Origin of the sequence: Streptomyces ortus (assembly GCF_026341275.1) — a bacterium.
In the GTDB taxonomy this organism is placed as follows: domain Bacteria; phylum Actinomycetota; class Actinomycetes; order Streptomycetales; family Streptomycetaceae; genus Streptomyces; species Streptomyces ortus.
Genome location: NZ_JAIFZO010000002.1, coordinates 5,743,747 through 5,765,961 on the forward strand (window position 1 = coordinate 5,743,747; position 22,215 = coordinate 5,765,961).

The 22,215-nt window shown below is 70.7% G+C and carries 21 protein-coding genes and 2 tRNA genes; 19 read left to right on the forward strand and 4 right to left on the reverse strand.

The window, feature by feature from the left end; all coding sequences use genetic code 11:
- The first annotated feature begins 269 nt into the window (after positions 1 to 269).
- From K3769_RS28765 to obgE, 4 genes are all read left to right on the forward strand, one after another.
- Positions 270 to 1,616 carry a phospholipase D-like domain-containing protein gene (locus tag K3769_RS28765; protein WP_267029176.1) on the forward strand — a complete coding sequence of 449 codons (1,347 nt, stop codon included), beginning with the start codon at positions 270 to 272 and terminating at the stop codon, positions 1,614 to 1,616.
- 205 nt (positions 1,617 to 1,821) lie between these two features.
- A complete protein-coding gene (gene rplU / locus K3769_RS28770) occupies positions 1,822 to 2,142 on the forward strand; it encodes a 50S ribosomal protein L21 (RefSeq protein ID WP_006374708.1) in 321 nt (106 codons plus the stop codon).
- 14 nt (positions 2,143 to 2,156) lie between these two features.
- Positions 2,157 to 2,411, forward strand: coding sequence for a 50S ribosomal protein L27 (gene rpmA, locus K3769_RS28775; protein ID WP_037618784.1), 255 nt, complete (start codon positions 2,157 to 2,159; stop codon positions 2,409 to 2,411).
- A 139-nt stretch (positions 2,412 to 2,550) separates the two neighbouring features.
- Positions 2,551 to 3,987, forward strand: a complete 1,437-nt coding sequence (gene obgE, locus K3769_RS28780) for a GTPase ObgE (protein WP_267029177.1) — start codon at positions 2,551 to 2,553, stop codon at positions 3,985 to 3,987.
- A gap of 269 nt (positions 3,988 to 4,256) precedes the next feature.
- On the opposite strand, the gene K3769_RS28785 is transcribed toward obgE, so the two are convergent.
- On the reverse strand, positions 4,257 to 6,341 hold the full coding sequence (locus tag K3769_RS28785) for a CDP-glycerol glycerophosphotransferase family protein (protein ID WP_267029178.1): 2,085 nt from the start codon (positions 6,339 to 6,341) through the stop codon (positions 4,257 to 4,259).
- 480 nt (positions 6,342 to 6,821) lie between these two features.
- Between K3769_RS28785 and proB the strand changes: the two genes are divergently transcribed.
- The 5 genes from proB (at position 6,822) to K3769_RS28810 (ending at position 12,037) form a co-directional block, all read left to right on the forward strand.
- Positions 6,822 to 7,928: a glutamate 5-kinase gene (proB, locus tag K3769_RS28790; RefSeq protein WP_267029179.1), complete on the forward strand. Its 1,107-nt coding sequence runs from the start codon at positions 6,822 to 6,824 to the stop codon at positions 7,926 to 7,928.
- 319 nt (positions 7,929 to 8,247) lie between these two features.
- Positions 8,248 to 8,706, forward strand: a complete 459-nt coding sequence (locus K3769_RS28795; RefSeq protein WP_267031590.1) for a DUF8830 family protein — start codon at positions 8,248 to 8,250, stop codon at positions 8,704 to 8,706.
- A 121-nt stretch (positions 8,707 to 8,827) separates the two neighbouring features.
- Positions 8,828 to 10,114 (forward strand): glutamate-5-semialdehyde dehydrogenase, encoded by a 1,287-nt coding sequence (locus K3769_RS28800; protein WP_267029180.1) that lies wholly within the window; start codon positions 8,828 to 8,830, stop codon positions 10,112 to 10,114.
- A 110-nt stretch (positions 10,115 to 10,224) separates the two neighbouring features.
- Complete coding sequence (locus K3769_RS28805; RefSeq protein ID WP_267029181.1) at positions 10,225 to 10,824, forward strand: SCO2584 family spore wall biosynthesis protein; 600 nt, start codon at positions 10,225 to 10,227, stop codon at positions 10,822 to 10,824.
- Positions 10,825 to 10,969: 145 nt separating this feature from the next.
- A complete protein-coding gene (locus tag K3769_RS28810) occupies positions 10,970 to 12,037 on the forward strand; it encodes an SCO2583 family membrane protein (RefSeq protein ID WP_267029182.1) in 1,068 nt (355 codons plus the stop codon).
- Between the two features lie 292 nt (positions 12,038 to 12,329).
- Here K3769_RS28810 and K3769_RS28815 read toward each other — a convergent pair whose 3' ends face one another.
- Positions 12,330 to 13,439, reverse strand: a complete 1,110-nt coding sequence (locus K3769_RS28815; protein WP_372515059.1) for a M48 family metallopeptidase — start codon at positions 13,437 to 13,439, stop codon at positions 12,330 to 12,332.
- Positions 13,440 to 13,556: 117 nt separating this feature from the next.
- Between K3769_RS28815 and K3769_RS28820 the strand changes: the two genes are divergently transcribed.
- The 10 genes from K3769_RS28820 to K3769_RS28865 all read left to right on the forward strand — a co-directional run bounded on the left by K3769_RS28820 (position 13,557) and on the right by K3769_RS28865 (position 18,874).
- Entirely contained in the window at positions 13,557 to 13,712 is a 156-nt protein-coding gene (locus K3769_RS28820) for a hypothetical protein (RefSeq protein ID WP_267029184.1), read from the forward strand.
- Positions 13,713 to 13,853: 141 nt separating this feature from the next.
- Positions 13,854 to 14,018, forward strand: a complete 165-nt coding sequence (locus tag K3769_RS28825) for a hypothetical protein (RefSeq protein WP_267029185.1) — start codon at positions 13,854 to 13,856, stop codon at positions 14,016 to 14,018.
- Between the two features lie 47 nt (positions 14,019 to 14,065).
- Positions 14,066 to 14,740: a nicotinate-nucleotide adenylyltransferase gene (gene nadD, locus K3769_RS28830; RefSeq protein ID WP_267029186.1), complete on the forward strand. Its 675-nt coding sequence runs from the start codon at positions 14,066 to 14,068 to the stop codon at positions 14,738 to 14,740.
- Positions 14,741 to 14,756: 16 nt separating this feature from the next.
- On the forward strand, positions 14,757 to 16,538 hold the full coding sequence (locus K3769_RS28835; protein ID WP_267029187.1) for an LCP family protein: 1,782 nt from the start codon (positions 14,757 to 14,759) through the stop codon (positions 16,536 to 16,538).
- A 152-nt stretch (positions 16,539 to 16,690) separates the two neighbouring features.
- Positions 16,691 to 17,137 carry a ribosome silencing factor gene (gene rsfS, locus K3769_RS28840; protein WP_210882680.1) on the forward strand — a complete coding sequence of 149 codons (447 nt, stop codon included), beginning with the start codon at positions 16,691 to 16,693 and terminating at the stop codon, positions 17,135 to 17,137.
- Positions 17,134 to 17,835 carry a histidine phosphatase family protein gene (locus K3769_RS28845; RefSeq protein ID WP_267029188.1) on the forward strand — a complete coding sequence of 234 codons (702 nt, stop codon included), beginning with the start codon at positions 17,134 to 17,136 and terminating at the stop codon, positions 17,833 to 17,835. Before rsfS ends, K3769_RS28845 begins: the two co-directional genes overlap by 4 nt.
- A gap of 165 nt (positions 17,836 to 18,000) precedes the next feature.
- Positions 18,001 to 18,073 (forward strand) — tRNA-Ala (locus K3769_RS28850).
- A gap of 254 nt (positions 18,074 to 18,327) precedes the next feature.
- On the forward strand, positions 18,328 to 18,453 hold the full coding sequence (locus K3769_RS28855; RefSeq protein WP_267029189.1) for a hypothetical protein: 126 nt from the start codon (positions 18,328 to 18,330) through the stop codon (positions 18,451 to 18,453).
- Between the two features lie 3 nt (positions 18,454 to 18,456).
- Positions 18,457 to 18,690: a hypothetical protein gene (locus K3769_RS28860; RefSeq protein WP_010986886.1), complete on the forward strand. Its 234-nt coding sequence runs from the start codon at positions 18,457 to 18,459 to the stop codon at positions 18,688 to 18,690.
- A 111-nt stretch (positions 18,691 to 18,801) separates the two neighbouring features.
- Positions 18,802 to 18,874: transfer RNA gene (locus tag K3769_RS28865), tRNA-Ala, on the forward strand.
- 128 nt (positions 18,875 to 19,002) lie between these two features.
- Here the strand turns inward: K3769_RS28865 and K3769_RS28870 are convergent.
- Both K3769_RS28870 and K3769_RS28875 read right to left on the reverse strand, forming a co-directional pair.
- Positions 19,003 to 20,625, reverse strand: coding sequence for an NADH-ubiquinone oxidoreductase-F iron-sulfur binding region domain-containing protein (locus K3769_RS28870; protein ID WP_267029190.1), 1,623 nt, complete (start codon positions 20,623 to 20,625; stop codon positions 19,003 to 19,005).
- Positions 20,625 to 21,926, reverse strand: a complete 1,302-nt coding sequence (locus K3769_RS28875; RefSeq protein WP_267029191.1) for a cytochrome b/b6 domain-containing protein — start codon at positions 21,924 to 21,926, stop codon at positions 20,625 to 20,627. Before K3769_RS28875 ends, K3769_RS28870 begins: the two co-directional genes overlap by 1 nt.
- Positions 21,927 to 22,215 lie beyond the last annotated feature (289 nt).

Here is a 22,215-nt window from a genome sequence, read left to right on the forward strand (position 1 = left end):
GACGGCGGCAAAGGCGCGAGCCTCGGCACGACGCCCCCCGACCGGCGCTCACCGCGCCGGTCGGGGGCGTCGTCGTGGTGGTTCGAACTGCCGTCCCGGGCGCCCGGTCTGACATACCGTGACGCGTTCGGGGAAGCATCACGGACATCACATTCACCCCCCGCCCCTTGGAACGCGATCCCGTACCTGTAAAAATCGGGCGGTCATCGGTTACACATACACGGGTGTGCGTCGGGGAGGCGCGCACACGTGTCAGGGGAGGGGATCTCATGGTGCGCGTGCGCCTGCAGAGCACCGGGCGGCACCGTGCTGTGAAGCCGGTCAGGGGAAGCCGTCAGGCCGTCGCGCTGGCGACGGTGCTGTCCGCCGCGGGTGTCCAGGCGGGCACGTCGGCGGGTACGGCGCAGGCCGTCGACAACCCGACGTGGACCGAGGGGCCGATCTTCAACGATCCGCTCGGCACCACCGACCAGCAGTACGCGATCCGCACCCGGCTGATCGAGCTGACGAACTCCGCGCTGCCCGGCTCCACGATCAAGGTCGCGGTCTACCACGTCTGGGAGGCGGGCATCGTCAACGCGCTCGTCGCCGCCAAGAACCGCGGTGTGCGCGTGCAGGTGCTGCTCGACGAGTCCAGCGTCAGCGACCGCCCGACCAACACCGCCTACGGGACGCTCGCCTCGGGCCTCGGCACGGACCGTACGCGGGACTCGTACGTCTCGACGTGTCCGGCGAACAAGTCGTGTCTGGGCGACCCGGAGTTCGGGCAGTCGATCATGCACAACAAGTTCTGGCTCTTCTCGGCGGTGCAGGGCGCCACGAACGTGGTCGTGGAGACCACCTCGAACTCCACGCCGTCCGCGCACACGCGCTTCTTCAACGACGCGCTGCTGCTGCCGAACAACCCGACGATGTACGACGCGTACGCGGACTACTTCGACACGATGGTCGCGCGCGACTGGGCGTCCTGGAACTACCGCACGGTGAGCAACGGCCTCTACAAGGCGTACTTCTTCCCGCGGGCGGGCAACACACGGGCCACCGACTCGGTGTACTCGATCCTCAACAACGTCACCTGCAAGTACAAGGACACCGCGGGCGTCACGCAGTCCACCAAGGTCCGGGTGGCGATCTTCAAGATCACGCGGCTGGCGATCGCGGAGAAGCTGGTCGACCTGAAGAAGGCGGGCTGCTCCGTGAGCATCGTCTACGCGGAGTCCGACAGCGCCAAGAGCAGCGGCGGCACCAAGGGCACCTGGGAGAAGATGCACACCACCGGGGGCCCGACCGTACGCTGCTACAACGACGACCGGGACCCGCTGAACCCCGGCCAGAAGCTGGTCACGCCGTACATCGTCCACTCCAAGTACATCCTGGTGGACGGCGTGTACGACGGGGTGAGGAACAAGGTCAGCTTCACCGGCTCCGGCAACTACACGGGCCCCGCGCTGCGCGAGAACGACGAGTCGATCGTGAAGGTCGACGACGACGCCGTGCACGACATGTACAAGATCCACTTCGACCGGGTGACCAAGGTCGCTTACCCGGGCACCGCGGACTCCACGGATCTGTGCAAGGGCGTGAAGCCGCTGCCTGCGGACGGCGAACCCACGTAGGTTGCCAGGTCAGGGTGGGGGCAGCGCTCGGTTTGACCCCCAGGTCGGGGCCCCGTAACCTTGACCCTCGGTGTGTTTCTTGATGCACCGCATTCCCGTAAACCTCTTCCTCCCGGTGGCTCGCGCCCCGGGAGAGGCTGCCTGCTTCGCTTTCTTCGGTGGCTGGACTGCGGGGATTCCGATTTCGAGTGAGAGAGAGATCCGCGTGTACGCCATCGTGCGCAGCGGTGGTCGCCAGCACAAGGTTGCTGTCGGCGACATCGTTGAGGTTGACAAGATTTCCACTGCCAAGGTCGGCGACACGGTCGAGCTCTCGACCCTGCTCGTTGTCGACGGCGACGCCGTCACCAGCGACCCGTGGGTCCTGGCCGGCATCAAGGTCCAGGCCGAGATCGTGGATCACCACAAGGGTGTGAAGATCGACATCCTTCGCTACAAGAACAAGACCGGCTACCGCCGTCGTCAGGGCCACCGCCAGCAGTACACGGCGATCAAGGTCACTGAGATCCCCGCGGCTGCGAAGTAAGGGACTGAGGAGAGATGGCACACAAGAAGGGCGCATCGTCCACCCGGAACGGTCGCGACTCCAATGCTCAGCGGCTCGGCGTGAAGCGCTTCGGCGGTCAGACCGTCAACGCCGGTGAGATCCTGGTCCGCCAGCGTGGCACCCACTTCCACCCCGGCGTGAGCGTCGGCCGTGGCAAGGACGACACGCTGTTCGCGCTGGCCGCCGGTGCGGTCGAGTTCGGCACGCACCGTGGCCGCAAGGTCGTGAACATCGTTCCGGTCGCCTGACCGGATCTTTTGCGAGGCGGACCTCACTTCCCGTACGGGAAGCGGGTCCGCCTTTCGCGTGTTTCACCTGGGCAGTGACTGCGACGACGAATCAGTGACTGCTCCGAGAGATTTCCGTACGTAACTGGAGGCACATTCCATGACCACCTTCGTGGACCGCGTCGAGCTGCACGTCGCCGCGGGTAGCGGAGGTCACGGCTGTGCCTCCGTCCACCGGGAGAAGTTCAAGCCCCTCGGTGGCCCGGACGGCGGCAACGGCGGCCGTGGCGGTGACGTGATCCTGGTCGTCGACCAGTCCGTCACCACGCTCCTCGACTACCACCACTCCCCGCACCGCAAGGCCACCAGCGGCCGGCCCGGTGAGGGCGGCAACCGCTCGGGCAAGGACGGCCAGGACCTGATCCTGCCGGTGCCGGACGGCACCGTCGTCCAGGACAAGGCCGGGAACGTCCTCGCCGACCTGGTGGGCCAGGGCACCACCTACATCGCCGCGGAGGGCGGCAGGGGCGGCCTCGGTAACGCGGCCCTGTCCTCGGCGCGCCGCAAGGCGCCCGGCTTCGCCCTGCTGGGCGTCCCCGGTGGCACGCAGGACATCGTCCTGGAGCTGAAGACGGTCGCGGACGTGGCGCTGGTCGGCTACCCGAGCGCGGGCAAGTCCTCGCTGATCTCGGTCCTGTCGGCGGCCAAGCCCAAGATCGCCGACTACCCCTTCACGACCCTCGTCCCCAACCTCGGTGTGGTGACGGCGGGCTCGACGGTCTACACGATTGCCGACGTGCCGGGCCTGATCCCGGGAGCCAGCCAGGGCAAGGGCCTGGGGCTCGAGTTCCTGCGGCACGTGGAGCGCTGCGAGGTGCTCGTGCACGTCCTGGACACGGCGACCCTGGAGTCGGACCGCGACCCCGTCTCCGACCTCGAGATCATCGAGGAGGAGCTGAACCAGTACGGCGGTCTGGGCAACCGGCCGCGCCTGGTCGTCCTGAACAAGATCGACGTGCCCGACGGCAAGGACCTGGCCGAGATGGTGCGCCCCGACCTGGAGGCGCGCGGCTACCAGGTCTTCGCGATCTCGGCGGTCGCCCACATGGGCCTCAAGGAGCTGTCCTTCGCGCTGGCCGAGCTGGTCGCACAGGCGCGTGCGGCGAAGCCGAAGGAAGAGGCGACACGGATCGTCATCCGCCCCAAGGCGGTCGACGACGCGGGCTTCACGGTGACGCGCGAGGACGACGGGCTGTACCGCGTACGCGGCGAGAAGCCGGAGCGGTGGGTCCGGCAGACCGACTTCAACAACGACGAGGCCGTCGGGTACCTGGCCGACCGGCTCGCCCGCCTCGGCATCGAGGCCTCGCTGATGAAGGCGGGCGCCCGCACGGGCGACGGCGTCGCCATCGGACCCGAGGAGAACGCGGTCGTCTTCGACTGGGAGCCGACGGTGATGGCGGGGGCCGAGATGCTCGGGCGCCGTGGCGAGGACCACCGCTTCGACGCCCCGCGGCCCGCCTCGCAGCGGCGCCGCGACAAGCAGGCGGAGCGGGACGAGTCGGACCAGGAGTACGACGACTTCAAACCGTTCTGACGGCTTGCCCCCGGGGGGCGGGCGCGTGATGGCACCGCGGGCCGAGAGCGGGCCGGCTGGTTGCGCGGTTCCCCGCCTCCCTGACGGGGCGCACCCCGGGCGCCTGTTTTCAGAGGCGCGGGGAACCGCGCGGGTCACCCCCACTGCCCCGCAGCCAAGGCACCCCCAGCCCCGCAGTCCAAAGCGTGGTCGCGCAATGCAAAGGCGTGGGCCCCGGAGGAGTGATCTCCGGGGCCCACGCCTTTGTTCAGTGCCGACGTGCGCAGTGATTACGCGTTGACCGAGTCCTCCGCCTCGGTCGCGTCCTGCGAAGCCTCCTCCGCCGCGTCCTCCGAGGCGGACCGCGGCGAAGGGATCTCGGCCGCGAGGCGCGACTCCATCCGCACCCGCCGCTCGTCGGCCTTCGTGCACAGGTCGTCGATCGCCCGGTTGAAGCGGACCATCGACGGCGGGTCGGACGGACCGAGCAGGTGCTCCTTCAGCGCGGCACGCGCCGCCGTGAACTGGTCCTTCTCGGGACGGCGCACCGACTCCAGGAGCGCGGGCACACCCTCCGCCCCGGGGGAGAGGACCACACCCGCCGACACCGTCGGGAACCCCGTGCGGAACGCCGCCTCGGTCATCCCCGACGTGTTCGCCACCGCGTACGGCTTCTCGCTCGACAGCCAGTCGGAGACGACCGACGAGACGTCGCTGACCAGCAGGTCCGCCTGGTTGAAGCAGGCGAAGATACCCGGCCGGGCGTCCGTGATGATCTGGTGCTCCCACTCCGGGAAGGACGCCCAGTACGCCTTCTCCCAGGCCAGCGCGGCCTCGGCGATGGCGGCCTCGCGGTCGCCCCGGGGCGCGCCCTGGAGCAGCATGCGCTCCATCTCGTCGGCGCTGGCCCGGAAGTCGGTGGACGTCAGCTTGTCCAACTCGGCCGTGCGCCGCGCCAGTTCGGCCGCGGCACCCGCGTCGGGACGGGGGCCCGAGCGCAGCGCGGCGGCCTCGCGGATCATCGCCTTGATGCGCTCGTTCGCGGCGCCCGCGCGCAGGTCGACGGAACCGGTCATCGGGTGGGGCTTGTAGAGGAGCCGTACCCCGTCGTCTGCCAGGAGCTGCCGGACGATGTTCTCGCCGGCCAGGACCACGGACGTGTTGCCGGGGTTGCCGTCCCAGCCCTCCCACGTGGGGGCGTACAGCACGGTCGTGAACGCGCCCGTCGGCGCCCCGGAGTACGGGCGGATCGGCGCGAGCTGCGGGCGGCCGACCTCCACGATGTCCTTGTCCTCGACGCCGACCTCGGCCAGCGCGTACCGCTCGCGGGCCGCGGGACCGGCCACCCATACCTCGTCGTACGCCTTGGCGTACGGGTTGCAGGAGGAGAGCTTGTCGCTCTCGCCGTGGTTGATGAAGGCGTGCTTCACCGTGGGGATGCGCAGGACCTGCGAGGTCTTCGCGGCGTTCGCCGGGTGGAGCATCATCTTGAGCGTCGAGTTCTCCAGCGAGAACATCGTCGAGACCTTCGGGAAGCAGATGACCGGCACGTCGGTGGCGTCGATCTTCTGCACCATGAACCGCTCGCGCAGCACGATCAGCGGCTTCGCGTCGACCGCGGAGACGGTGGAGAGCCACATGTTCGCCTGGTACGCGGAGGTCGTGCCGCCGGAGAAGTACATGGCGACCGTCGGCCGGTAGTCGGCCAGCCACGCGTCCAGCCACTCCATGACCTTCTGCTCGCTCAGGGCGCGCTTCTTCGGCAGCAGCCAGGTGGCGAGGTACGCCGTGCCGCCGCCGATCAGCACGAGGGCGACACCGAGGCCGATGGCACCCCACAGGGCGTCCTCGGTGGCCGCGGTGACCATCAGGCCGACCGTGGTCGGTACGGAGAAGGTGAGCAGCCGGTGACCGGGGCGGCGGGCCAGGATGCGCGGCGGCGCGGCCGTGAGGCGCAGCGCGGACGCGTCGATGTTGCGGGTGACGATCGGCAGCGTACGGGTGCGGCGGACCATGACGGCGGCGGCCTGGCAGGCGAAGTGCAGGGCGTAGAACACGCACAGCCCGACCATCAGCGGCGCCTGCTCGTGCGTCGGGCTGATGCCGTCGATCCGCAGGAGCCCCACCAGGATGATCATGTCGCGCAGCAACTGCCGGACCGTGGCGTCGAAGCGGACCTTGCCGAGCAGCGAGAGCAGCCCGGGATCCCGGTACTGAAGGAACACGTCGAGGGCGAGGCCGGCGGCGCTCGCGGCGACGAACACCGGGACGTTCGGCAGCAGAGCGGAGACGATCTGAGCCGTGAAGAGCGCGAACATCGAGAGCAGCGCGGCGAGCTGCACGATGCGGCGGGTGGCGAGTCCGGCGGAGGGCACGGAATGGGCTCCTGCGAGGGGTGCGGCGGATGGGGGGAGGCATGGAGGTCGGGCCTCGCCGTACCTCCCTGAAGCTCGTACGGGAGAGGCCGATCCCTGACCGTATGACCTCTGCGGGTCGCCTAGCAATCTTGCGTGAGAACTATCACCGGATTTGGGTTTAAAACGACGAGAAGCTGTGACGCTCCCTTCCCGCCCTCCGCGCGCGCCCCCGCCGACCCGCCTCTCCGCGTCCGCCCCTCGAAACACGGGGGCGTCCGCCGCGCCCCGTCCCGTAGATTGCACGAACCGGACACGGGCCGGGCGCGGGCCGGGCACGGGCCGGGCGCGGAGCGGACCGGGCCGGACACGGACAGGATCAGGTCGCGGGACCGGACAGGCCGCGGTCGGGCCGTCGGGAACGTCGGAACATCGGGAACATTGGGGTGCAGCGTGTCATCGGCCAGGCGGGCGGCAGAGCGTGCGGCGGACAGACAGGGCGTGCTGGACGCCCGCAGGATCGTCGTCAAGGTGGGTTCCTCGTCCCTGACCACCGCGGCCGGAGGCCTCGACGCCGACCGCGTGGACGCCCTCGTCGACGTGCTCGCCAAGAGCCGGGGCGGCGGCGAGCACGAGGTCGTCCTCGTCTCGTCCGGCGCCATCGCCGCCGGGCTCGCCCCGCTGGGCCTGCGCCGCCGCCCCAAGGACCTGGCCCGCCAGCAGGCCGCCGCCAGCGTCGGCCAGGGCCTCCTGGTCGCCCGCTACACCGCCTCCTTCGCCCGGTACGGCGTCCGGGTCGGCCAGGTGCTGCTCACCTCCGACGACATGAGCCGCCGCGCCCACCACCGCAACGCCTCCCGCACCCTCGACAAACTCCTCGCGATGGGCGCACTGCCCGTCGTCAACGAGAACGACACCGTCGCCACGGACGAGATCCGCTTCGGCGACAACGACCGCCTCGCGGCCCTCGTCGCCCATCTCGTCCGCGCGGACCTGCTCGTCCTGCTCTCCGACGTGGACGGCGTGTACGACGGCGACCCCAGCCGACCCGGTACGTCGCGGATAGCGGAAGTACGCACTCCGGCCGACCTCGCCCACGTCGACATCGGCAGTACGGGCAAGGCGGGCGTCGGCACCGGAGGCATGGTCACCAAGGTCGAGGCGGCCCGGATCGCCGCCGCGGCCGGCATCCCGGTGGTGCTGACAAGTGCGGTGCACGCCGCGGACGCCCTCGCGGGGCGGGACACCGGCACCTACTTCCACGCCACCGGCCGCCGCTCCGCCGACCGGCTGCTGTGGCTCCAGCACGCGTCGACCCCGCGGGGCGCCCTCGTCCTGGACGACGGGGCCGTGCGCGCGGTCGTAGAGCGGCGCACGTCCCTGCTGCCCGCGGGCATCGCGGCCGTCGAGGGCGACTTCACCGCCGGTGACCCGGTCGAACTGCGCGACGGCACGGGGCGGGCGGTCGCCCGGGGGCTGGTCAACTTCGACGCCAAGGAGATCCCGCAGCTGATCGGGCGCTCCACGCACGACCTGGCCCGCGAGCTGGGTCCCGCGTACGAACGCGAGGTCGTGCACCGGGACGACCTGGTGCTGCTGAATCCGTGAGCGGGGCGGCCTGAGGGGGGTCGGAGGAGCTCGGCGGGCCTCGAAGCGGCCCGGAGCCGCCCGGCGCGGCCCGGAGCGGTGCTCACCGGACGTCCACCGGCGTACGCCCGGCGCCCCGTCCGTCAACATGGCCCCGGCAGGGCCCCGGCCGAAAAGAGCGGGGAACGCCCGACAAAGCCCCTGCCGGGAGGTGGACCTTCGGTAAAAGTGCCACGCGGCGCCTTCCCACCTGCTCAACTTTGTCTCAGGGAGACCCCCTCAGTCCGATCAGTCGACAGTCCGAGCGGACCACTGCGTGAAGGAGGCCGTCGTGAGACGAGTGCGCCCTGGGGCGGCGGCGTCCCGCAGTCTTGGCGGCTCGCGCGCGGCCGGCGAGGAACGGGCGCTCACCAGCGTCGTCGCCGGTGAGATGTACGAGGCGGAGGAGCCGCAGGACCTGCCGAGGCTGTGGCACGTCACGCTGAGCGTCTCGGGCGGCGAGGCCCCGCTCAAAGAGGTCAGGCGCGGCCTGGAACAGCTCGCCCACGACCACCCCTTCCTGCTGACCAGCCGGTACGCCAACGACCACGCGGAGATCCGCTACTGGGAGGAGGCCCGCGACCTGCACGACGCGGCGGCGGTCGCGCTGCGGCTGTGGGGCGAGCACCGCCAGACCGCGAAGCTGCCGCCCTGGGAGATCGTCGGTCTGGAGGTCATCGACCGGGAGACCTACCACCAGAGGATCGCGGAGGGCTACGGGCCGCTGCCGGCCACGCCGGTGGGCGTCCACCCGTTCTGACGTCCGGGGCCGCTGCCTCCGCGGCCCCGGGGGTACACACTTTCTCCGGCCATTTCAGGACCTGTCTCGCGGTGTGGGACAACGGCTGAACAGCTCTCGCGGGCGCACTACCCTGCGGGTTATGACCACGCTCTCGCCGTACGACTCGATGTCCCCGGTCACCCAGGCCGCCTACCGCGCCAAGGGCGCCGCCGCCGACCTCGCCCCGCTGCCGCGCGCCGAGAAGGACGACGCGCTGCTCGCGATCGCGGACGCCCTCGAAGTCCGTACGAGCGACGTCGTCGAGGCCAACGCCAAGGACATCGAGCGCGCCCGCGCGGCCGGCACCAGCGAGACCGTCATCGACCGGCTCACGCTCACCCCCGAACGGATCCGCGCGATCGCCTCCGACGTACGCGACGTGGTGGCGCTGCCCGACCCGGTCGGCGAGGTCGTCCGCGGCTCGACCCTCCCGAACGGCATCGACCTGCGCCAGGTCCGCGTCCCGCTCGGCGTCGTCGGCATCATCTACGAGGCCCGCCCGAACGTGACGGTCGACGCGGCAGCCCTGTGCCTGAAGTCCGGCAACGCGGTGCTGCTGCGCGGCTCGTCCTCGGCGTACGAGTCCAACTCCGCCCTCGTCCGCGTCCTGCGCGACGCCGTCGGCGGCTCGGGCCTGCCCGCCGACGCCGTCCAGCTCGTACCGGGCGACAACCGCGAGTCCGTACGGGAGCTGATGCGTGCCCGGGGCCTCGTCGACGTGCTCATCCCGCGCGGCGGCGCCTCCTTGATCCGCACGGTCGTCCAGGAGTCCACCGTCCCGGTCATCGAGACCGGCACCGGCAACTGCCATGTCTACGTCGACGCGCACGCCGACCTCGACATGGCGATCGACATCCTGATCAACTCCAAGGCGCAGCGGCCCAGCGTCTGCAACGCCGCCGAGACGCTCCTCGTCCACCAGGACATCGCGCCCCGGTTCCTGCCGCTCGCGCTCGACGCCCTCGCGGAGGCCGGGGTCACCGTGCACGGCGACGAGCGCGTCCTCGCGTACGGCAAGGACTCCAAGGCCACCGTCGTCGAGGCGACGACCGAGGACTGGGAGACCGAGTACCTGTCGTACGACATCGCGGCGGCCGTCGTCGACTCGCTGGAGCGGGCCGTCGACCACATCAGGCTGTGGACCTCCGGGCACACCGAGGCGATCGTCACCACCTCGCAGCAGGCGGCCCGCCGCTTCACCCAACTGGTCGACTCGACGACGGTGGCCGTGAACGCGTCCACGCGCTTCACGGACGGCGGCCAGTTCGGCTTCGGCGCCGAGATCGGGATCTCCACGCAGAAGCTGCACGCGCGGGGGCCCATGGGGCTGCCGGAGCTGACGAGCACCAAGTACATCGTCACGGGCGACGGACACATCCGGCGCTGACCGCGTCCGGCGCCGGACGCTTCGGGCCGCCTCGGCGCCGGCCGTCTCGCCAGGCGGGAGAATTTCCTTACCGTCTGCCCAAATTGACCACCCCGGTCTACTCTGGATCCGTGCCGGAGGACGTGGGGGGCACGCCGTTCCCTGACGGCTGGGAGCCCGACGACGACCGCGACCGCGGGGGTGCGGACGAAGAGTTCGCCTCCGTGGTCTTCGACGAGGCCTTCGTGCGGGCGGCGACGGTGCACGAGCCGACCGCCGTGGAGCGCCTCCTGGCCGCCGCGCAGGCGAGGGCGGAGGCTTCCGAGGCCGAGGCCCGCCGGACGCGCCCCCGGGGGCTGCGAGGGGACGACGAGCTCTACGAGGACGGGTTCGGACCCGACGGGCCGGGTGATTTCGGCCACGACCCCGATCTTGACGACTTCGACGACCGGGACGTCCTGGACGGCCGTTACGGCCGATACGGCCACCCCGGCAGCTACGGCAAGCAGGTCCGCTGGCACCGCCCCGTGGCCTGGGTGCTCGCCCTCGTGATGGGCATCGGCATGGTCGCGCTGGCGTTCGCCGCGGTCTACCGGGGCGCCTCGTCGAGCAGCGGGGACCAGGTCCCGCCGCCCGCCTCCACCGGCCTCGAACAGGGCGGCGGTGTGGGCCCCTCGGCCTCCGCCGACTACTCCCCGCCGGCCGCCTCGGCGGTGCCCCGCACGCCGTGAGCCCGTGGCCGGAGCAGGTTTGAAAAGCGGTCGCCGCAGCCTGCCCGGCTCCTCCCGTAGCTGACGGTGAAACTGGTGAGAACCTGTCAGAAGTTGTCGTGTAGCAGGGCGTTTACCTGAGGTCCAGGAGACCTACTCTGAAAGTATGGGCAGTCCTGGAGACCCACCGGAGGGGACATCCGAGGGTGTACCCGGCGGGGGCGAGGAGGAGTACCGCTCCGTCGTCTTCGACGAATCGTTCGTCCGCGCTGCCCGCCTCCAGGAGTTCTCCGCGCAGGAGCGGATCGGCGACCACACCCCGGCCGTCCGCCGCCGCCCCCCGATGCGCCGAGGTCTCTCCCGGCAGGCGCTGGTCCTCGTCGTCCTGATCGCCGTGGCGTTCGGCACGGCGATCTACATGGGCGTGCGCCATCCCTACCAGACCCCCGCCGCGAAGCGTCCCGAACCCCTGCGGATGACGGTGATCCCGCTCGCGCCGCAGAGCCGCGTGCCCGGTTCGGCCGATGTGGAGGCGCTGTACGCGCACAGCCCCGCAGACCAGTTCCGCATAGGCGCCGACGGCATCACGTTGCCCGCCTCGCGACGCACCGCGCACTTCTCCGACAGCCAGATCATCACCGCGCTGACCACGGCGAAGGACTACCTCGTCGAGTCCGCGCTCGACCCGGACGTGCTGACCGGCGGTGCCAGCCGGCCGGTGCGGATACTGCTCGATCCGCAGCAACTCGACCAGTTCGACCAGAGCTTCCGGAGCCCGGCCGCGGACGGGCGGCACGCGCCCACCGGGTGGCTGGTGCGCTTCGATCCGGCGCGGACGGAGCTGGCCGACACGAAGGTCCGGGTGCAGGGCACGCTGACCGCCGCGGAGACGGACTCCGACACGCTTGAGGTCAGCGCCGACCACACCTTCGTGTACGCGCTGCGGCCGAGCGGCGCCGACGAGAAGGCCGAGGCGTCGCTGTTCACCGTCCGGCGTGAGCTGCACTTCCGGTTCGACCGGGACGACCTGCGGATGCACCAGGCCGAGCTGCTCGTCTCCTACGTCCAGGCCGGGCCGCTGGCCTGCGCCGAGGATGCGGCGAACCAGTTGCGTCCGCTGCTCGCGGGGGAGACGGCGCGGGCGGGTGGGCCGGCCGGGACGGATCCGTTCGCCACGGGGAGCGCTACCGCGCTGTGCGGGTCGTTGGCTGCTGGGGCGCAGCCGAAGCTGTGACGCTGCGGGGTGCGCTGCGCGCGGCTTTGCGGGGTGGATCAGAGGCCCGGGATGCCTGTGCGGGCGGTTGGGGCTGAGGTGCGCAGTTCCCCGCGCCCCTGGGGGGTGGGACGGGGTGCGGGGATCGCCTGTGCGGGCGGTTGGGGTTGAGCGCGCAGTTCCCCGCGCCCCTGGGGTGGGAGGGGTGCCGGGGTGGTCTGTGCGGGCCGTATGGGGCGAGGTGCGCAGTTCCCCGCGCCCCTGGGTGGGCAGGGGTGCGGGGGTGGTCTGTGCGGGCCGGTTGAGGGGGGCGTCAGGCGTTGGCGGGTGGGGGTGTGTCCTCCGGGTTGTCCGTGCGCGGGGTGTCCTTGGTCGTGGAGCCGGCCGTGCTGCTGCCGGTGGCGAAGCCGCCGAAGCCTCGGCGTACCCGGCCGCCGAGGTCGCCCGCGCCGCCCGCGATGTCGCTGACCAGCTTCATCAGCGGGTCCTTGGAGTTCTTCATGTCGCTGGCGTAGCTGGCCGCCGACTGACGGAAGGAGTCCGTGACCGAGGTCCCGCCGTCCTCGTCACGCCGCGGATAGTGGCCGTCCATGATCCGCTGGTGGTCGCGGGACTCCGCCCACTTCTTCAGCTCCGCCGCCCGGACCGTGGTGAAGGGGTGGGAGCGGGGCATCACGTTCAGGATCTTGAGCACGGAGTCGCGGAGGTCGCCGCCGGCCTCGTACTCCTCGGCCTGGGCGAGGAACGCGTCCACGTTCATCTCGTGCAGGTGGTTGCCGCCCGCGATCTTCATCAGGCCGCGCATCGAGGCCCGCAGGTCCTGGCCGACCAGCAGCCCCGCCCGGTCCGCGGACAGCTCCGACTTGCGGAACCACTCGCGCAGGGCGGTCACGATCGCCATGATCGCGAGGTTGCCGAGGGGGATCCACGCCACGCGCAGGGCGAGGCTGGTGAGGAAGAGCAGGATCGTGCGGTAGACGGAGTGGCCGGACAGCGCGTGGCCCACCTCGTGGCCGACGACCGCCCGCATCTCCTCCTCGTCGAGCAGCTCGACGAGCCCGGTGGTGACGACGATGATCGGCTCGTCCAGGCCGATGCACATCGCGTTCGGCTGCGGGTCCTGGTTCACGTACATCGGCGGGACCTTGTCGAGGTCCAGGATGTAGCAGGCGTCGCGCAGCATCACGTTCAGGTGGGCGAACTGGGCGTCCGAGACGCGCACCGAGTCCGACAGGAACAACAGCCTCAGGCTGCGCTCCGGGAGCAGGCCGCTGAGCGCCTTGAAGACCGTGTCGAAGCCGGTGAGCTTGCGCAGGGCGACCAGCGCCGAGCGGTCCGCCGGGTGCTCGTACGCCCGGGAGGAGATCCCCTCGAAGCGCCTGCGCTGCCTGCTCGGTACGTTCTCGTGGCTTTCTTCTGGCATGTGGTCCCCCATGCGTTTGGTTGCCTTCTGTGCCCCCAAGGCGGGGACCAGCCTAGGCGGAGATACCTTGGACGGGCAGTACAGCGAAGGAGCGGTACGTCAAGGAGTAGTACGTCAATGGAGCATTCCCCCGGATCGTGGCTCGTCGAGGCCGCGAGCGCCGCCCAGCAGCAAGGGGCGGGCAATCTCCTCCGCATCGTGCTGATCGTGATGGTCGTCGGATGTGGACTCGCCGCCTGGTTCCTGTTGCGCGGCTACAAACGGGACGACTGAGACCCCGCGGAAGGTTCCCGGCCCGGCGGAGCCGAACTCCCCAACGGCGGAGTCGGAGTGATGGAGGAGAGGGCACCCGCTTACGATGTGCGGAGTCTTTACCCCGCCCACATCGCCCCCATCGGATAGGTCCCGCTGAAGATGAGCTTCCACAGCGCCGCTGCCCAGTTGGTCACACTCGCCGCCGAGGGCGAGGAGCACGGCGGCAACCACGAGAGCCTGAACCCCCTGTTCGTCGGCGGTGGAGCCTTTCTCGCCCTCCTGCTGCTGCTGTGGATCACCACCCGCTTCAACCGGGACCGCTGACGGCCGCGCGACAGAGCCCGCCGTCCGGGCCGGTAGGGTCTGCACGCATGGGAGAGCAGGACATGCCTACCGGTCCGGCGGGCGTCGTGGCACACGACGCACGGCCCGGCACGGGTAACGGACCGTCGAACCCGGGCAAGCGCCGCCTCGGTGTCATGGGCGGCACGTTCGACCCGATCCACCACGGACACCTCGTGGCCGCCAGTGAGGTCGCCGCGCGCTTCCACCTCGACGAGGTGGTGTTCGTGCCGACCGGACAGCCGTGGCAGAAGACCGACCGCAAGGTCTCGCCCGCCGAGGACCGCTATCTGATGACGGTCATCTCGACCGCCGAGAACCCGCAGTTCTCCGTGAGCCGCATCGACATCGACCGCGGCGGTCCCACCTACACCACGGACACGCTGCGCGACCTGCGCATGCTCAACCCCGACACGGATCTCTTCTTCATCACCGGCGCCGACGCGCTCGGCCAGATCCTCACCTGGCGGGACGCCGACGAACTGTTCTCCCTCGCGCACTTCATCGGGGTCACCCGGCCCGGCCACATACTGACCGACACCGGTCTGCCCGAGGGCGGTGTCTCGCTCGTCGAGGTCCCCGCGCTCGCCATCTCGTCCACGGACTGCCGGGTCCGCGTCGCCAAGGGTGACCCGGTCTGGTACCTGGTGCCGGACGGTGTGGTGCGCTACATCGACAAGCGTGAGCTGTACCGCGGCGAGTGAGCCGAGAGGGGCACCGGTGAACGACCGATACGACGCTGGGTACGGAGGCGACCAGTACGAACTCGTCGGCTACGACGAGTTCGGGCAGCCCGTGTACCAGCAGGTGCCGCAGCCGGGGCAGTCTCCGCAGCACCCCCAGTACTCTCCGCAACAGGGCGAGTACGGCTCGTACGACCCCTACGGCGGCCAGGCACAGGGACAGACTCAGGGGCAGGTCCCGGGGCAGGCGCCCGCGCAGGACTACGGGCAGCAGGACTACGGCCAGAGCTACGGGCAGCAGCAGGGGTACGCCCAGGGGCACGGGAACGGGCAGGGGCACGCGCAGGGCTACGGCTACGACCCGTACGCGACGGGGCAGCAGCAGGGAGCGCCCGGCGTCTCGTACGACACCGGGCAGCAGCAGCCGCAGGTCGCCGAGCAGACCGCGTACATCCCGCAGCAGGCCGGCCCCGCCGAGGACCCCGCCCCGGCCCCGGCGCCCCCGGAGAGCGGTGAGCGCCCGGACGGCGAGCAGGCGGGCCAACCCGACTACCGCACCGAGCAGTTCGCGTTCGTCGAGGAGCAGCCCGAGCAGTCCGAGGACGTCATCGACTGGCTCAAGTTCACCGAGAACCGCACCGAGCGGCGCGAGGAGGCCAAGCGCCGCGCGCGCGGCCGGGTGATCGCCCTCGTCGTCGTCCTCGCGACGGTCGTGGTGGGCGGGGCGGGCTACCTCTGGTTCGCCGGGAAGCTGCCCGGCTCCTCGTCGGACACGAAGGGCGGCACGACCACCGCCGCGGGCGCCCAGAAGCGTGACGTGATCGTCGTCCACCTGCACAACACCAAGGGCAGCGGCACCTCGACGGCCCTCCTCGTCAACAACACCACCACGAAGCAGGGCACCACGGTCCTGCTGCCCAACTCGCTGGCCCTGACGGACGACGACGGCGGCGCGACCACCCTCTCCAAGTCGGTCGACGACGACGGCTCCTCGGGGACGCGCGACGAGCTGGACACCGTACTCGGGACGGACATCGAGGGCACCTGGCGCCTCGACACCCCCTACCTCAACAACCTGGTCGAACTCGTCGGGAACATCGACGTCGACACCGACGCGGACGTGCCGGACCCCGAGGCGAAGAAGAAGGGCGAGGCGCCCCTCGTCAAGAAGGGCGAGCAGCAGACGCTCAGCGGCAAGATGGCCGTCGCGTACGCCACGTACCGGGCCTCCGGGGAGTCGCAGAACGCGCAGCTGCAGCGGTTCGGGCAGGTCATGCAGGCCGTGCTGCGCAAGCTGTCGTCCGACGAGCAGGCCGCGACGACCACCGTGCAGACCCTCGCGCAGATCCTCGACCCCTCGCTCACCGACAAGGACCTGGGCGCGTTCCTCGCCAAGCTCGCGGACCGCGCCAAGGAGGGCGACTTCAAGACCGCCCTGCTGCCCGTCCAGACGGACGGCCGGCTCAGCGCGCAGGCGAGCGACAGCGTGGTCAAGGACGTGCTCGGCGGGGCCGCCAGGAGCCCCGAGAAGGGCGCGGCCGTCCAGGTCGGCATCCGCAACGCCACAGCCGACGCGGACGCCACCGAGAAGGCCCGGGTCGTGCTGCTCAACGGCGGCTACACCTTCGTCGACGCCGGTTCGGCCGATGTCGCCCAGGCGGTGTCCGAGGTCACGTACGCCGACGCCGCCAAGAAGGAGGACGCGGCGGAGGTCGCCAAGACGCTCGGCCTGCCGACGACCTCCGTGAAGAAGGGGAAGGTCACCTCGAACGCGGACGTGTCGGTGGTGCTCGGCCAGGACTACAAGACGGGCGAATAGGCCCCGGGCGGACCGGCCCGCCGGGCCCGTGGGGCGAGGCGTCCCCGGGCCCGCGGGGTGATCCGTTTATCGCGTGGGGTGCTGTCGGTGGTCCGTGAGACCCTTGGGGTATGACCCCCCGGGGTTCCTGACCGTCTACGGAAAGCCTTGTAGTGACCGCTACCGACCGTTCAGTCGAGCTCATCACCACCGCCGCGCAGGCGGCTGCCGACAAGCTCGCGCACGACATCATCGCGTACGACGTCAGCGACGTGCTGTCGATCACGGACGCCTTCCTGCTGGCCTCCGCGCCCAACGACCGCCAGGTCAAGTCGATCGTCGACGAGATCGAGGAGCGCCTGAACAAGGAGCTCGGCGCGAAGCCGGTGCGCCGCGAGGGCGACCGCGACGCCCGCTGGATCCTGCTGGACTACGTCGACATCGTCGTGCACGTCCAGCACAGCGAGGAGCGGGTGTTCTACGCCCTGGAGCGGCTCTGGAAGGACTGCCCCGAGCTGGACCTGCCCGCCGACGCCAAGGCCACCCGCGGCAAGGCCGCCGAGCACGCCGAGCTCCAGGACGCGGAGGACGCCGCGGAGCTGCGCGGAGAACTGCGATGACGGCCGGCGCGGAGCGTGCGGCGGCGGACGGCAAGCCGCTGTCCGACGCCGGGCGGAAGGCGGGCCGGGGCCGCCGCGTCATCCTGTGGCGCCACGGCCAGACGCTGTGGAACGTGGAGCGCCGCTTCCAGGGCACCACGGACGTCGAGCTGACCGAGACCGGCGTGGGCCAGGCCCGCCGCGCCGCCCGGCTGCTCGCGTCCCTCAAGCCCGACGCGATCGTCGCCTCCGACCTGCGGCGGGCGGCGAACACCGCGGCCGAGCTGTCGGCGCTCACCGGCCTCGACGTCACGCACGACGAGGGCCTGCGCGAGACCTACGCGGGCGTCTGGCAGGGCCTGACGCACAAGGAGATCATCGCGCGCCACGGCGACGAGTACGCGGCCTGGAAGCGCGGCGAGCCCGTGCGCCGGGGCGGCGGCGAACTGGAGACCGAGGTCGCCGACCGGGCGGCCCCCGTGGTGCTCCGGCACGCCGAGAAGCTGCCCGACGACGGCACGCTCGTGGTCGTCAGCCACGGCGGCACCATCCGCACCACCATCGGCCGCCTCCTCGGCCTGGACTCCCAGCACTGGGAGAGCCTCGGCGGGCTCTCCAACTGCTGCTGGTCCGTCCTCGGCGAGGGCGCCCGCGGCTGGCGCCTCCTGGAGCACAACGCGGGAACGCTGCCGGAGCCGGTGCTCGGCGACGACGACTAGAACCTCCGGCCGGCACGCGTGGGTCCGCCCGCGTCCGCCGGAGGATCCCGTCGGCGCCCCGCGGTCCGGCCCCGGTGCCCCTGGGCACCGGATTTCACTTTCCGGCTGGTCGCAGGCTAAAGTTTCTCTTGTTCCGCCGCCGGGAAAGCGGCCGGAACAGCGCAAGGGGCTATAGCTCAGTTGGTAGAGCGCCTGCATGGCATGCAGGAGGTCAGGAGTTCAATTCTCCTTAGCTCCACAGATAGATGATCCCGTCCCCGTCAGGGGGCGGGATCTTTCGTTGACCTGTCTTCCCCGCGTGTTGAGTCACTTGGGCCTCCCCAGGCGTATATCTCTTCGGACGCACTACTCGTCCGCACGTTTGCGCTGGCCGCGACCACCGGCGCGGGTGCCGTGTCCGGACTGGTACGAAGGCGTCGCTGACCGTCCTGCTCCGGCCGTGGCAGAATCAAACGGCCGGAAGGGGGCGCGACCCGACGGGAGGGAGTGGCGATGCCTGCGAGCATCCTCGGGGAGGTCGACGACCTTTCCCGCTGTACGGCCCTCGTCGCTCAAGTCCCCGGCGACAACGGAGGAGTTCCCTACGTGTGCACGGCCTGCGGCCACAGCTGGAGCTGATCGATGGGTGCGCACAGGCGAAAGTGCGATTGGTGCGGCAGTGGTACGCCGATCGTCCGCGACATGGAACCGGTCAACCACGACTACCAGTACTGGTGCGAGGAATGCGCGCGGGCGCTGATCATAAAAGGCGACCCCATCGAGACGTACCGCGAGCTGGAGGGTGAGCCGATCTACGGCCGGCTCCTCGACGAGCACTGCACGCTCAAGCGCTTCTACTCCTTCGCCACGGCCTGATCCGGCCGGGGTGTCCCCGGCCCGGACCGCGGCCGGGAAACGATTTGGTGGTGCGCCGGGGGACCGGTAATGTTGGCGTCGCCGCCGGGGAGACCCGGTGGGACACCGCGAGGGGCTATAGCTCAGTTGGTAGAGCGCCTGCATGGCATGCAGGAGGTCAGGAGTTCAATTCTCCTTAGCTCCACAGCAATCGAAGCGGGCCATCCGATCAGGATGGCCCCGCTTCGTCGTGTCATGACGTCCCTGAGCGGCGGCGTACCGACGTGTGCGGTGCGGCGGCCCGGGATGCCGGGCCGCCGGTGGGCCGGATCGTCAGCGACCGCGGCCGAGCGCGCGACGGCCGCCCCCGCCGCCCTCGCGCACGGCGGGCAGGTTCTGTCGGGGGGCCGCTCCGCGGGTGTCCTCCTCCAGGCGCAGGGCGAGCGCCGGGCAGCGTCGTACCGCCCGCAGTGCCTTCGCCTCCGCGTACCGGGGCACGCCCGCCTGCGCGACCGTCGGGAAGCCGTCGGCGCCCAGCTGGAAGACCTCCGGGAGGATGTCCGCGCACAGGCCGTGCCCGCGGCAGAGCGTCCAGTCGACGTAGATCTTCTGACGGCTGGGACCCTGCTCCTCCTCGGGCTGCCCGCCCGGGATGCCGGTGGGCTGCTGACCGCCCTCGAAGAGCGGCAGGACGCCCTCCACGGGCCGTCCGCAGCCGTTGCCGAGGACATGGGCGGCCAGGTCGTCGGTGAAGGCCTTGATGGTCGACTCGAGGAACATCGCGGAGCCGTCCGGGTGCGAGCACGCGCCGCGCCGCTTCACGGCATTGGCGACCTGCTTGAGCGCCTCCAGGGCGGCCGGACCGCCGCCGTTGAGGATGTCCTCCATGCCGCGGGCCGCGGCCGGCAGTCCGAGGTAGCAGGGGCCGCACTGGCCGGCGCTCTCCTCGGCCAGCCACTGCGCCACGCGCAGCGACTCGCCCAGCGGACAGGTGTTCATGCTGATCGGCAGGATCGCGCCGGCGCCGAGGGCGCCGCCCACCGCGTCCAGGGAGTTGCGCGAGACGATCGCCTCGTTGACCGTCGCGGAGTCCAGCCACTTGCCGTGGTAACCGCCGGTCAGCACCCCCTGCGGGACGGGCGGGGCACCGGCCAGCTGCAGGATGTAGCGCAGCGGCACACCGGTCGGGGCCTCGATCACCATGGGCCGGGCGACCGCCCCGGAGACGGTGAGCATCACGGTGCCCGGCTCGTCGTACAGGCCGGTGTTCCCGTAGCGCTCGGCGCCGATGCGGGCGGCGATCGCCAGCTGGGCGAAGGTCTCGGCGTTCGACAGGAGTGTGGGAGCGCCGCCGACGCCGTTCTGCGAGGCGCTGGTCTTGCGGCCCGGCGGGATGGCGGGGCCGCCGTCGATGGAGCGGACCAGCGAGGCGGCCGCTCCGGTCACCATCCGCACCGGGTTGCGCTGCACCCGCGCGCGGATGGTCGCGTTGCGCCGGTTGGTCAGACCGCGCTCGGAGAGCGCCGCCTCCATCGACCGCTGGGTGGATTCACGTGTCACTCCTATGACGAGGGTGCGCGCGCCCAGGGCTTCGGCGACCAGCAGGGCACCGTCCAGGATCAGGTGCGGGGCACGGTTGATCATCACCGTGTCCTTGCGGCAGGCGGGCTCGTCCTCGCTGCCGTTGACGACCACCACGGGCCGTACGCCCCGGCGGATCGCCGCCTCGGCGACCGACCGGAGTTTCTTGTGGAACGGGAAGCCGGCGCCGCCGCGGCCCTTCAGGTTGATCCGTTCGGAGAGCTGCGCGAGCTGCTCTCCGCCCATGGGCTCAAGCGGCCCGTGCACCTTCAGGTGCATGGGCAGGTCGAGTCTCTCGACGAGATCGAATCCGGAGGTGAGCTGGGGAAGGCCCACCACTCGGACTTCGGGGACGTCGGGAAGGGCCTCGTTCACTAAAAGCCTCCGGAAGGCGCGTTCCAGGGTTCGCCGTTGCTCGGTGCCTCGTAGGAACCGGGCAGCGTTTCAGTGGCGGGACCGCTGTTGTACGTGTCATTCGGGTTGTACGTACCGAGGGGGTCGTTCGTCTCACCGGTGTTGTACAAGTCACTCCCGCCGTACGAGGCGCCCGGCGGGGGAGTGTCGTACGACACGGGAGTGAAGGTGCCCGTGTCGTAGTTGGGGCCGTCGGTGCGCGGCGGGGCCTCGTAGAGCGGCGGCGAGGGGGCCGGCCAGCGGGGGCCGGTGATGTCGTCGGTGCGGGGCATCGCCTGCGTGGGCTGCATGTCCAGCGGGACCTGCATGGGCCGGGTCGGGTCGACGGCCAGCGGGTCCTGCGCGCGCGGGCTGGACGTGGCCCGGTAGGCGGCCGCGAAGCCGCCGGTGTCGGTGAGCGACCCGGTGTCGGTGAAGGACCCGGTGTCCGGGAAGCCGGCGCGCTGGGGGGAGGCGTTGCGCTGCTGGGGGACCGGCTGGTCGGGGAAGCCGGGCCGGCCGCCGCCTCGCGGAGCCTCGCGGGTGGCCTCCTGGGCACGGCGCGCCGGGGGCTCCTCGCGGAAGCCCCTGTTGTTGCCGTTGTCGAGCAGGGTCAGGACGCGCTTGGCGAACTTCCGCTTGAACGACAGGGGGGCCGCACGCAGGGCCAGCGCTCCCATGACGGCGACCAGGGCGAGGCTGTAGAGGATCACGAAGACCGGCTTCGCCTCGCGGCCCGCGAACAGGCCGTGGACCAGGGCCGCGCACCAGGCGGGGTAGGCCAGCATGTGCACCGCGCGCCAGCGGGCGGCGACCTCCGCGGGGGACGCGAACCTGCTGCGCAGCGCGCCGGTGAGAGCGGTGAAGATCATCAGGAGGCCGGCCAGGGAACCGAATCCGATGAGCTGGCCGGTGCCGGTGACACCCAGGCCGAAGGGGACGAAGACCGCGATCGCGGAGACGTGGTCGAGGACGAGCTTGACCGTGACGTGCAGCACCAGGAAGCCGACCGAACCGACCGCGGTCGTCCGGTGCACGGCCTGGGCTGTCAGGCGCTGGCGGGTGTTGAGGAAGACCCGGTCGGTGGCGACGAGTCCCCACAGGACCGAGCAGGTCAGCGCCACCAGGGACAGCACGCCGGCGCCGAAGTTGACGAAGTCGCGGAACGCGTCACCTCCGACCACGACGCTGACGGGTATGAGCAGCAGAACGGCAGCCATCACTCCGCCCTGGACCGAGCGACTCGGCCGGGAGAGCGTGCTGTTGTTGCGGCGAGAGTTCATGGGGCAACTCCGAAAGTTCGGGAAAGCGGTCCCGCTGCCGCACTCTAGGTCCAGCCATACCGATGAGTACGAGGTTTGAGTTATATCGCTGTTATCAAAGGGTGGCGAGGGAAGTGTGATGTCCCTTAGCGGCCCTTACGCGAAGTAACCTCTGACCTTTGTCCGGCGGTTGCCGGTGCGGCGCGGGGAGCGACACTCAGTGCCGGAGCGTAGCCGAAAGCGCGTCGCGCCCCGCTCGGCCGCTGCGGTACCCTGACGCCATGCGTGCCGTACGCCTTCTGCTTAGTGA